At 50.8% G+C, this 10,458-nt stretch carries 12 protein-coding genes and 1 pseudogene; 3 read left to right on the forward strand and 10 right to left on the reverse strand.

Going from position 1 to position 10,458, the window contains the following annotated elements; all coding sequences use genetic code 11:
* From ACI32D_RS02765 to ACI32D_RS02810, 10 genes and pseudogenes are all read right to left on the reverse strand, one after another.
* Positions 1-594: pseudogene (locus ACI32D_RS02765) on the reverse strand (hypothetical protein); the annotation flags it as partial.
* 4 nt (positions 595-598) lie between these two features.
* Positions 599-1,216, reverse strand: coding sequence for a VTT domain-containing protein (locus ACI32D_RS02770; RefSeq protein WP_439775125.1), 618 nt, complete (start codon positions 1,214-1,216; stop codon positions 599-601).
* 178 nt (positions 1,217-1,394) lie between these two features.
* The gene (locus ACI32D_RS02775; protein WP_439775126.1) at positions 1,395-2,717 is read right to left on the reverse strand and encodes a HAMP domain-containing sensor histidine kinase; all 1,323 of its coding nucleotides are present in this window, start codon (positions 2,715-2,717) and stop codon (positions 1,395-1,397) included.
* Positions 2,718-2,721: 4 nt separating this feature from the next.
* Positions 2,722-3,396: a response regulator transcription factor gene (locus ACI32D_RS02780; RefSeq protein ID WP_439775127.1), complete on the reverse strand. Its 675-nt coding sequence runs from the start codon at positions 3,394-3,396 to the stop codon at positions 2,722-2,724.
* 47 nt (positions 3,397-3,443) lie between these two features.
* Positions 3,444-4,763 (reverse strand): UDP-N-acetylmuramate--L-alanine ligase, encoded by a 1,320-nt coding sequence (murC, locus tag ACI32D_RS02785; protein WP_439775128.1) that lies wholly within the window; start codon positions 4,761-4,763, stop codon positions 3,444-3,446.
* A gap of 119 nt (positions 4,764-4,882) precedes the next feature.
* On the reverse strand, positions 4,883-5,530 hold the full coding sequence (ytpR, locus tag ACI32D_RS02790) for a YtpR family tRNA-binding protein (protein ID WP_439775129.1): 648 nt from the start codon (positions 5,528-5,530) through the stop codon (positions 4,883-4,885).
* Between the two features lie 22 nt (positions 5,531-5,552).
* Positions 5,553-5,873, reverse strand: coding sequence for a thioredoxin family protein (locus tag ACI32D_RS02795; protein WP_439775130.1), 321 nt, complete (start codon positions 5,871-5,873; stop codon positions 5,553-5,555).
* Positions 5,874-5,951: 78 nt separating this feature from the next.
* Positions 5,952-6,608: a tRNA (guanosine(46)-N7)-methyltransferase TrmB gene (gene trmB, locus ACI32D_RS02800; RefSeq protein WP_439775131.1), complete on the reverse strand. Its 657-nt coding sequence runs from the start codon at positions 6,606-6,608 to the stop codon at positions 5,952-5,954.
* An 81-nt stretch (positions 6,609-6,689) separates the two neighbouring features.
* A complete protein-coding gene (locus tag ACI32D_RS02805; protein ID WP_439775132.1) occupies positions 6,690-7,913 on the reverse strand; it encodes an ABC transporter permease in 1,224 nt (407 codons plus the stop codon).
* Positions 7,906-8,646 (reverse strand): ABC transporter ATP-binding protein, encoded by a 741-nt coding sequence (locus tag ACI32D_RS02810; protein ID WP_439775133.1) that lies wholly within the window; start codon positions 8,644-8,646, stop codon positions 7,906-7,908. The genes ACI32D_RS02805 and ACI32D_RS02810 overlap by 8 nt, the downstream gene beginning before the upstream one ends.
* Before the next feature lie 103 nt (positions 8,647-8,749).
* Here ACI32D_RS02810 and ACI32D_RS02815 point away from each other — a divergent pair, with 103 nt between their 5' ends.
* From ACI32D_RS02815 to ACI32D_RS02825, 3 genes are all read left to right on the forward strand, one after another.
* Positions 8,750-9,187 carry an HIT family protein gene (locus ACI32D_RS02815; protein ID WP_300616976.1) on the forward strand — a complete coding sequence of 146 codons (438 nt, stop codon included), beginning with the start codon at positions 8,750-8,752 and terminating at the stop codon, positions 9,185-9,187.
* Positions 9,188-9,203: 16 nt separating this feature from the next.
* The gene (locus ACI32D_RS02820; protein ID WP_439775134.1) at positions 9,204-9,554 is read left to right on the forward strand and encodes a YtxH domain-containing protein; all 351 of its coding nucleotides are present in this window, start codon (positions 9,204-9,206) and stop codon (positions 9,552-9,554) included.
* A 412-nt stretch (positions 9,555-9,966) separates the two neighbouring features.
* Positions 9,967-10,458 (forward strand): hypothetical protein (locus ACI32D_RS02825; RefSeq protein WP_439775135.1); only part of this gene is annotated, 492 nt, incomplete at its 3' end.

Here is a 10,458-nt window from a genome sequence, read left to right on the forward strand (position 1 = left end):
CGTCAGCATATGGCTCTCTAAACTGATAAAGAGCAGGATCACCAGCCGCTTGACCGGGAATTCTTGCTTTAAATCCAATAGGTCAATGATGGCAATCATGAGCCAGGGCGCTAATAGCGCCGTTATGGCGGAAAAATTGCTCCCCATCTCCCAGCGGGCCAGCCAGCCCACAGTCAGGTAGACGGCCCCGCTCCACAGGGCGGCCAGGCGGTTGCCCCCTACCCGCCGGCCTGCCCGGTACATGCCCAGGCAGGCAAAGAAGTAGACCAAAAAGCTGGTCAAGAGCTGGAATCTGTACCAGCTGCCTGCCGCTAGCAAGATCAAGCCCAGCAGGTAGGCGAAGAGGGGGCCGTAAAAGGCGTTGACAATCCGGCCACTTTGGTGAAAGCCGTAGACAGACATGAACCAGGAATAGTTGCCCGTTTTTATCTGCTGGCTAGCCTCATAAATCCGGTTGAAGTGAAAGATGCTGTCAGAGCCGATGATCAGCTGGCCCGCCCTGACTTGGGCGCTAACCAGGTAAGCTGCCAAAGCAGCAACGATTAAGACGATAGCCAGCTCCTTCAGCCATTTTTCCATTTGCTTGTTGATCATTGCTTTATTTTTTTCTGCTTTGACTTGCCAGCTGCTTTTTGGCAAAAGTCCAGACAACTGGCAGGAAAGAAATTACGATAATGGCCAGCATGATGATGGAGAAGTGCTGACGGACAAAGCTGACGCTGCCCAGCCAGTAGCCGGCTAAGGTCATGCAGAGTACCCAGCAAAAGCCCCCGATGATGTTGAACATGAGAAAGACTTCCCGCTTCATCTGGCTGATCCCGGCAGTAAAAGGAATCAAAGTCCGGATGATCGGCACGAATCTCCCAATAGTCACGGCGCTAGGGCCGTACTTAGCGAAGAAGTCGTGGCTTTCCTGCAGGTGCTTTTCCTTCACGAAGCGCTTGAAGAAGTCTGATTTCAGCCAGCTTTGCCCAAAAAGGCGGCCGCTGGAGAAGTTGACCCAGTCACCAGCAATTACGGCGGCGATGAACAGAGCAAGGGCCGGAAGCGGGTTGGCAAACTGGCTGGCCAGGAAGGCACCCGACAAGAAAAGCAGGGAGTCACCTGGCAGGAAAGGCATGATTACCAGACCGGTTTCGATAAACAGCAGGCCGGCAACGATGAAGTAGCTCCACATCCCAGTCTGGGCGAGCATGTTGTTGATTAAAGCAGTCATATTTTTTACCTCCATTTGTTTAGCATGCTTTAATCTTAGACAAATCCCTTCCTGCCTTATACAGACTTTTCATGAAGCAATTCTGACGTTTTTTCAGAAAAGAAATAAAAAGGCCTAACGGCGCCATTTCTGGCAGGCCGTCAGGCTTTTTTACCCCCCCGAAAAAATCGGGATTTTTTTATTTCTTGATCGTCAAACTGAAGATGCTCCCATGCGGCTGGTTGTCGGCCAAGGCCAAAGTCCCGCCCAGCAAGGCGGCCATCTTCCGGGCAATAGCCAAGCCCAGGCCCGTTCCTTGGATCTGCCCCCGGACCTCGTCACTTCTGTAGAAGTAGTCAAAGACGTGCTCCTTGTCCTTGGCGCTGATCCCCGGCCCTTGGTCGGCCACGCTGATCGTCACCCTGCCCTCTTTTTCTTCAGCATTAACCAGAACCAGGCTGGAAGCTGGCGAATACTTGCCGGCATTGGTCAACAGGTTCAAGACAATTTCAAGCAGGCAGTCCCGGTCACTGGTCAAAACAAGCTCATCCGGGCAGTCCAGCTGGACCGGCTGGGCCAACTGCGCGCTTTTTAAAGCAGACTGCAGGGTTTCTTTTAAGTTGAAGGTCTTTTTCTCCAGCTGCCGGTGGTCAGTCCGGGCCAAAATCAAGAGTTCATCGACCATCTTCTGCATATGTTTGGATTCGTCATCAATAAAGGCCACGGCTTCTGGGATCACCTCCGGGTGCTCGCCTCCCCGCCTTTTGATCAGCTGGGCGTTGCTGCGGATGGCCGCGATCGGGGTCCGCAATTCATGGGCCGCGTTGTTGACGAAGTTCTTTTCCTGCTCATTTTGGTCATAAAGCTGGTCCAAGAGCTCATTGAAGCTGACGGCCAGCTCAGTGATTTCCGTTGGCTTATCTGGCACTGGCAACTGCCCCCGGCCAGAATCAGCCGCCCGCTTGGCAGCCAGGTTCAAGACCAGCAAGGGCTGGGTAAGTTTGTCAGACAAAAAGACCGCGAACAAGACGCTGATGGCCAAAACAATGACCCAGACAAGCAGGATCGCTAAAAGGACATTCTTCACCACCTGCTTTTGCTGGTGCAAATCCACCCAGACCTGGTAGTAAATTCCCCGGGCGTGACCAGAAGCATAGGCGTAGAGAGCATCCCCCTTATAATAGATCCCGCTAAAAACCGGCAGGGGCTGAAGAGTCTTAGTCAGCGGCTTGGCATTGGCTGAATAGTAATTTTTCCGCTTGGCATCAGACCGGCGGTTTTCCACGTGCACATAAGTCTGGCTGCTGCTCAAGCCATTGTTGACCTGCCAGTTTCTCCAGTCCTGGTCGTCGTCGATCACCGCCCCCTTCAAGCGGCGAACGATGGTCCTGGTATTGGCGCTGCTGTTAGCCAGTTCCTGCTGAACCACAGCCAGCATGGTCAAGAGGCCAAAAAGAAAGGTCAAGATGGTCGTCAAAGCCAGAAGGTTTCTGAGCAGGATGGCTGAATTACTGTTTTTCATATGATCACTTCAACATATAACCCACGCCCCGGACGGTGTGGAGGAGTTTTTCTGAAAAATTCTGGTCAATCTTCTTCCTAAGCAGGCGGACATAGACATCGACCGTGTTGGGCTGGCCTGCAAAGTCTGCCCCCCAGACCGCGTCCAAGAGCTCGTCTCTGGTTAAAACCTGGCCAGCTTGCCGCATGAACTCGCTTAGCAAAAGAAATTCCCGCTGGGTCAGCTGGATGATCTGCCCCTCTCTGATGACTTCCCGGCTCTTCAAGTTGAGGGTGAGGCCCTTTAAAGAATATTCTTCCTGGCCGCCCGACTGGCTCCGGCGCAAGACTGCCTCCATCCGGGCCAGGAGCTCTTCAATGTCAAATGGCTTAGTCACGTAGTCATCTGCCCCGCTCTTTAAACCAGACACCTTGTCGCCGGCGTAGTCCCGGGCCGTCAGCATGATCACCGGGACCTCGCTGATCCGGCGGATCCGGCGCAAGACGCCCAGGCCATCCAATTTCGGCAGCATCCAGTCCAAAATGACCAGGTTGATCTCAGCCTGGAATTTTTCAAACTCCGCGACTGCCTGCTCCCCGTCCCCGGCCAAGAGGACTTGGTAGCCTTCAAACTGGAATTCTTTTTGCAAGCTCTGGGCCAGACCCGGCTCATCTTCTACCAGCAAAATCGTTTCAGTCATCGCTGTCTCCTTCAAAAAAGCAGCCCCCTAAAGGACTGCTTGCTCAATTACTTTTCCAGCATTTCTTCAAATGCTACTTCGTATTTAGGAATGTCGCCGGCACCCATGAAGACGATGCAGTCGCCCTTGTAGGCCAAAAGATCCTTCAAGTTGTCAAAGTCGATGACTTCAGCACCTGGAATCTGGCTGGTGATGTCTTCACTCTTGATGTCGCCAGCCTTTTCTCTGGCTGATCCATAGATTGGCGTCAAGAAGGCCTTGTCGACCCCCTTCAGAATTTCCACGTATTCTTCTTCGAATTCCTTGGTTCTGGAGTAAGTGTGCGGCTGGAAGATGGTAACCAGCTTCCGGTCCGGGAACTTCTGCCGGGCAGCTTGAATCGTAGCCCGCAGTTCAGTTGGGTGGTGGGCGTAGTCATCGATAACCACCGTGTCACCGAAGTCCTTTTCGCTGAAGCGGCGCTTGGCCCCGGTGTACTTGACCAGGCCCTTTCTGACTACATCAAGGTCGATGCCTTCAGTAAAAGCAATAGCGATAACGGCAGTAGCGTTCATCACATTGTGATCGCCGAAAAGGTGGATGGTGAATTCGCCCAAGTCTTTCCCGTGAGCCCGGACATGGAACTTGGCCCCTTCAGTGGTCTTGACCACGTCAAAGGCCTGGAAGTCGTCACTGTCCTTCAAGCCGTAAGTGTACTTCTTGGCCGTCTTTGGCTGGATCTTCTGCAGGCGTTCGTCATCGCCCCAGACAAAAAGCCCCTTCTTGGTCTGGTCAGCCGCCGTCTGGAAGGCTGAGGCATAGTCATCTCTGTCCTTGAAGTAGTCCGGGTGGTCAAAGTCGACATTGGTCATGATCTGGTAGTCTGGGTGATATGCCAAAAAGTGCCGCCGGTATTCGTCAGCTTCGTAGACGAAGAAGCGGGAGTCCTTGACCCCCTTGCCCATCCCGTCACCGATCAAAAAGGAAGTCGGAGCGGCTTCACCCAAAACCGTTGCCAAAAGGCCGGTGGTTGAAGTCTTGCCGTGTGAGCCAGCTACGCCGATGCTGGTGTACTGCTGAACGATTTCTTCAACCGTGTCCGGGTAGCTTTGCCACTTAACGCCCTTTTCCTCGCAGGCGGCAACTTCGATGTTGTCGCTCTTGAAGGCGTTGCCCTTGACGATCACCTGGCCGCTTTCCTTGATGTTGTCCTTAGAGAAAGAAGCAACTTCAATCCCAGCGGCTTCCAGCGGATCCTGGGTGAAGGTGTACTTGTCGATGTCGCTGCCGGCAACCTTGTAGCCCAGGTCGTGCAAAATCAAGGCCAAGGAAGCCATCCCGGTCCCCTTGATCCCAATAAACCAAATTTGTTTAGTCTTGTCTAACATTTTTTCGCTCCATTTGTTTCAAACGTTCGACCCTTATTTTATCATTATTAGGCTAAGAAAAAAGAGCTCCGGGCCATAATCAGCCCAAAGCTCTTTGTTTTTTTGTCGTTTTTTAACAATTACAGGGTGATGACGCCGCTGGCCAGCAGTTCGTCACACTTGGTCGGTTCGAATTCGTCACCGATCTTGAAGCTGTCTGGGACAACCATGATCCCCCGCCTTTGCGGAGCGTGGGCCAAGCCCAGTTCTCTGGCTGAGCAGATCATCCCGTCTGATTCAACCCCGCGCAAGGCGCCTGGCCAAATCTGGGCCCCAGTTGGCATCAAAGTGCCTGGCAAGGCCACCACAACCTTTTGCCCTTGAGCGATGTTTGGCGCACCGCAGACGATTTGGTGGTCTTGACCGTCGCCAACATCGATCTGAGTTACGTGCAAGTGGTCAGAATCCGGGTGAGCAGCGCATTCCTTAACGTAGCCGTAAACCAGAGTTGGCTTTGAAACAGTCAGCTTGTCGGAAAAGCCAACGCTGGCCAGCTTTTCGTTTAAAGCAGCCACTTGGTCTTCATCCAGCTTGACTTCGCCGTTTGGCAGCTTGTCGTAGTCCAGTACCTGGTCAACGTTAAAGAAGTTGAAGCCGGTCAATTCGCCCTTGCCGTCCGTAACCCGGGTCACGTCGGCCTTTTCTTCGAAATTGCTTTCGCCATCGCCTTGCGCCAAGATGACGATCAAAGTGTTGGGATAGCTTACTTTGTTAATACTAGTGATCATTTGATCTCAAGTCCCCTCTTATCTAGTCAAGCGACCGCAAAAATGCTTCTACTTCCTGCTTGGTCTTGCGGTCTCCATTAACTAGTCTACCAATTTCTTGGCCATCTTGGTAGACAACAAATGAAGGAATTCCCATAATGTTCATTTCCTTGCACAAGTCGATAGAACCATCGCGGTCAATCTTGATGAACTTGCTGTCGGCGAAGTCAGCTTCGATTGACGGCATGGCCGGGTCCAAAAAGCGGCAGTCCGGACACCAGCCGGCGGAGAATTCGACAACGGTCCGCCCGCTCTTGACTAAGTCAGCCAGCTTTGCTTGGTCAACTACTTTATATTCTTCCATGTTTTCCTCCTGCTTACTTTTAATAAGAGAATCGTTTACTAGCTATTTTACCCGATTTTCCCGGAAAAGGGAAATTTTCTACTTGGCCAGAAAGCCCGCGTGCAGGCAGTAGATCGGCTGCCCCTTGCTGGCAAACTTGTGCTCGTATTCAGTTTCCACGTTCTTTTCCACGATTTCTTCTTTTTCGTGGTGGAGGTCAACTGACACGAAGTCAAAGTGCATCCCGTAATTGTTCATGCTCTTGACGCTGTAGGCAAAAAGGCCGGAGTTGTCGGTCTTGAATTCAATCACCCCGTCACTTGTCAAGACTGCCTGGTACTTGGCCAAAAAGTCCTTGTAGGTCAAGCGGCGCTTTTCATGCCGGCTCTTTGGCCAGGGATCGCTGAAGTTGAGGTAGATCTTGCTGGTGGAATTTTCCCCGAAGTAGGCCACCAGGTTGGCCGCGTCGGCGCAGAGGATCTGCAGGTTGTCTAAACCTTCATCCAGCTTCTTTTTCAAGATGATGCCGGCTGCCGTCTTCTGGATTTCCATGGCCACGAAGTTGCGGTCAGGGTGCTGCTTGGCCAAAGTGGTAATAAACTGCCCCTTGCCTGAGCCGACTTCGATTTCGATTGGCTTATCGCTCCCAAAGCGGGCTGCCCAGTCGATCTTTTCCGCTGGATCCGGCCGGTCCAAGGCGCTTTCCGGGTGCTCTTCTACCAGTTCATTTGCCCAAGGCTTGTTCTTTAAACGCATGTCTTTCTCTCTGTTCTTTCTAATCTTTTGTTTTATCTATTTCTTATTTTACCGTTTGCTTTAACTTTTTTCTCTTCTGCCCTATTTTCTCCGCTTCTTGTTCTTATAGCGAGATTTTTTCGCCAGCTGCTGGGTCTTGTACGGCAGGTAGATTTTTGCCAAAAGGCCGCACCAGACTAAAAGCAAAAGGCTCCAGGCAAATTGGCCCGGCATAATGGCCAGCCAGAAAATTATAATCAGCCCCGTCTGCAATAGCAAGGCCCAGGCTAAGACCCGGCTGAGTTCCTGCCCCCGGTCTTTCTGGGCAATCGGGTAGACCCGGTACATGATGTTCTGGTCATATTTTTGCCCTAAAGGCAAAAGCTGCCAGACGGTCAGGTACATGACCAGGGAGGACAGAAGCAGTGACCAGACCGGATCCTGGATCATGACTGTCAATAAAAGGGCAAAGGCCGTCATCCGGGCTAAAAGGTTCAAGTATTCCGGGTCCCGCAAAAGACTCCGCCGGTACAAGAAGCTGTTTGGGCTTTCCTTGCCAAAAGGCGGCAGTAAAAAGTCCAGGTACTTGCGCCGCTTGATGTTGACCTGTCTTTCCTTGACGTCGGTAAACATGGCGAAGCCGGCGTAAACCGCCTCTTTCCGTCTTGCTTCATAGTCAATGGCGTACTGCCAGTCAAAGGCGGAATTTTTCCAGGCCCGCAAGGCCAAGACGGAAATAATAGCAGCAGCAAAAAGCAGGTACAGGGCATTTGGCAGGAAATACAAATTCGCCAAAAGCAAGGCTAAAAGGACTAGCCTAATCAGCCAAGATACCTGCTTGACCTTATGGTCAAAAGTCAGGCTGCGGCTGACTGCCCCCTGCTCAAAGGCCTTGGTGAAAAAGAGGGCCAAGATCAAGCTAAAGTAATTCAGATTGCTGAGACCCATTTTTAAACTGGCGAAGGGATACATGATCCCGCCAGCTAGTGCCAAAAGCAGGGCCGGCAGGACTAAGCTGTAACGGCGCATGGGAGCCAGATATTCGCCCAGCCGGTCGTCAGTAGCCAGCAAAAATTGCCGGTCAGCGGCCTCTAAAAGGGTCACCAGTTTGCCCGGCAAGTAGGCCAACCAAAGCAAGGCGGATAATACCAGGGGATAGTACCAGGCCTTGACCGGCAGGACCTTCATCACCTGGGCATACCAGAACATGACTGCTCCAAAGATGAAGATCAGAGCCAGGACAAAGAAATCATTGAAAACCAGGGCCAAATACTTGGCTGACTGCTGGAAGTTACTTTGCAGCCTCTTTTTAGCTAACTCACGCATTTTTCTGCTCCTGGTACAAGAGCTGGTAGAGCTTGTCAAAGGAGTCGCTGGCCTTTAAGCCATAGTGGTTCCTGATCTCATCCAGGCTGCCGGTGAACTCGATCGTGCCCTGGTTTAAGATCGCGTAGGTCTTGATGGCCTGCTGGGCATCGGCTAACACGTGGGTGGTCATCAGAATTTCCTTGCCAGCTTCTTGTGCTTCTTTAATGAGGCCGATGAAGTTGGCTACGGCCAAGGGGTCAAGGCCGGTAAATGGCTCATCGATCACTAAAAGCTGGGCGTCAGTCAAAAAGGCGGCCACGATCATGACTTTTTGCTGCATCCCTTTTGAAAAGTGGACCGGCAGCCAGTCCAATTTATCTTCCAGGCGGAACATGGTCAAGAGTTCTTTAGCTTTATCCCAGGCCTTGCCCGGATCCAGCTGGTAGGCCAGGATGGTCAGTTCCAGGTGCTCTTTCAAGGTCAGTTCCGGGTAGATGACTGGCGTTTCTGGGATGTAGGCCACCAGCTTTTTGAATTCAGCTGGCTTTTCAGCCAAGTTGATCCCATTTAAAGTGATTTTGCCGGCTTGCGGGCGCAGAAGCCCCAGCAGGTGCTTGATGGTGGTGGACTTGCCGGCCCCGTTCAAGCCAATTAGGCCGATCGCTTCACCAGAAGCGATGGTCAAATTGACGTCTTTGATTACCGGGATGCCGCTGTAGCCCCCGGTCAAATGCGATATTTCTAGAGTCATATTTTCCCTATCTTTCTTCATGTTTTTATCTGCCTCTTATGATAGCATGGAGACATAGAGAAACTGAAAAAATAACTCATTAAAATTGATCAGAGGTAACACAATGACTAAGGCTGAATTAATTGACGACTGTTTATTCTGTAAGATCATCCGCGGCGAAATTCCCAGCTACACCGTTTTTGAAAATGACGACGTAAAGGCCTTTTTGGACATTTCCCAGGTCAACGAAGGCCACGTATTGATGGTGCCAAAGAAGCACTTGACCAACTTCTTTGACTACAGCGCTGAAGACGCCAGCCGCTTTTTGCAATACGTGCCGGAAATCGCCAAGGCCATCAAGGCCTCTGATCCGCGGATCCAGGCCATGAACATCACCAGCAACAACGGTGAAATTGCCGGGCAAGTGGTCATGCACTCACATATCCACTTCATCCCCCGCTGGGAAGGCGACGGCATCAAGTTCTTCACCAGAAACAATGCCGACCAGTACGACGAAAAGAAGTACCAGGAAGTCTGCGACCGGATCAAGGCCCAGTTTTAACTGAGGGGGTAGAAAAATGCGGAATTTCAAGCACTTTGGCCTGGGCTTCTTGCTCGGGGCAGCAGCAGGGACAGTCTTTGCCTTTTTGCCAGATGAAAACGGCAAGAGCACCAGAGACTATCTCAAAGAAGACGCGGAAGACTTCAAGGAAGGCCACAAGGAGCTGCAAGACGGCCTCTCCCGGGCCCAGGAAGCCAGCAGCCGCTTAGCCAGTGAACTGCCAGCAGCTGAGCAGATGGTCAGCGACCTCAATACCGACGTCGACCGCTTCAAGCAGGAAGCTGACGAGGAAATCGCCCGCCTGCAGGCCAAGATTGACAAACTAAGCAGCGAGCTCAACCAGGACCTGAACGAGAGCGAAAATTAATCAGAACATGATAAAAAAGTGTTGAATGATTACTCTTACCATGAAGTAATTACTCAACACTTTTTTCTTTATGTGCATCTTAATGCAGTGTAATGTCATGATGATATCTTAATAATATTGGCAAGGATACTACGCATGCGTCTCTATCTCAGCAGTTATAGTTCTGATTGCGCATGTTTTAAATGTCAGTATGACATTACACTAGTGTATTGTCATGAAGAAATCTTAATAATGATGATACGGATACTAGGCTTGCGTCTCTATATCAGCAGCTATAGTTTTCATTGCACATGTTTTAAATGCCAGTATGACACTACACTAGTAGGGCAAAAAAGAGCAAATCCCAGTAAGCATCAAAAACAAGGTAAAGTAAAACAACCAAGAAAAAATAAAAAGAAAGTAGGGCGGACTAGTGCTAAAAAATACGTTTAGCTACTTCTTGCTAGATGCAGCTAACTCGATGAGCCAATCTAGTAGCAGTAAGGGCAGCTATTTAAACCAAGTACTTAAAGATAGTCATGCAGATGCAACCAACTTGTTTAATGGACACTTTGTAATCGGCATGTTTGCTGGCGCATACAAGTTTTTGGTATGGGCTTGTGTAATTGGTATTGCAGCAGGTGTATTTCTTTATCAGAAGGGTAGTTCTAAGAACTCAGACAGCCTTCGTATGGGCGGCTCTGGGACTGTATGGGCGTTTTATGGAGTGTTGTTGTGGATGTACTTCGCAATTGCTTTCTATGCGTCTAACGGCCAAATAACGGGGAATAGAGTACTAGCAGTTATTATCATTGCTATCAGTGAGTACTTTATGTTCTTCTTTGCACCAAAACAGTACGTTAACGCAATGCACGCATATGCTCTTTATGAAATGAGTGACAGACAAGACTTGAAGCATACTGCG

Source organism: Lactobacillus sp., from assembly GCF_051873315.1.
Lineage (GTDB): Bacteria > Bacillota > Bacilli > Lactobacillales > Lactobacillaceae > Lactobacillus.

Bases quoted from the DNA above. Each gene is read 5' to 3' on its own strand.
- ACI32D_RS02770 (WP_439775125.1), bottom strand. From the start codon at position 1,216: ATGACTGCTTTAATCAACAACATGCTCGCCCAGACTGGGATGTGGAGC.
- ACI32D_RS02775 (WP_439775126.1), bottom strand. From the start codon at position 2,717: ATGAAAAACAGTAATTCAGCCATCCTGCTCAGAAACCTTCTGGCTTTG.
- ACI32D_RS02780 (WP_439775127.1), bottom strand. From the start codon at position 3,396: ATGACTGAAACGATTTTGCTGGTAGAAGATGAGCCGGGTCTGGCCCAG.
- murC (WP_439775128.1), bottom strand. From the start codon at position 4,763: ATGTTAGACAAGACTAAACAAATTTGGTTTATTGGGATCAAGGGGACC.
- ytpR (WP_439775129.1), bottom strand. From the start codon at position 5,530: ATGATCACTAGTATTAACAAAGTAAGCTATCCCAACACTTTGATCGTC.
- ACI32D_RS02795 (WP_439775130.1), bottom strand. From the start codon at position 5,873: ATGGAAGAATATAAAGTAGTTGACCAAGCAAAGCTGGCTGACTTAGTC.
- trmB (WP_439775131.1), bottom strand. From the start codon at position 6,608: ATGCGTTTAAAGAACAAGCCTTGGGCAAATGAACTGGTAGAAGAGCAC.
- ACI32D_RS02805 (WP_439775132.1), bottom strand. From the start codon at position 7,913: ATGCGTGAGTTAGCTAAAAAGAGGCTGCAAAGTAACTTCCAGCAGTCA.
- ACI32D_RS02810 (WP_439775133.1), bottom strand. From the start codon at position 8,646: ATGACTCTAGAAATATCGCATTTGACCGGGGGCTACAGCGGCATCCCG.
- ACI32D_RS02815 (WP_300616976.1), top strand. From the start codon at position 8,750: ATGACTAAGGCTGAATTAATTGACGACTGTTTATTCTGTAAGATCATC.
- ACI32D_RS02820 (WP_439775134.1), top strand. From the start codon at position 9,204: ATGCGGAATTTCAAGCACTTTGGCCTGGGCTTCTTGCTCGGGGCAGCA.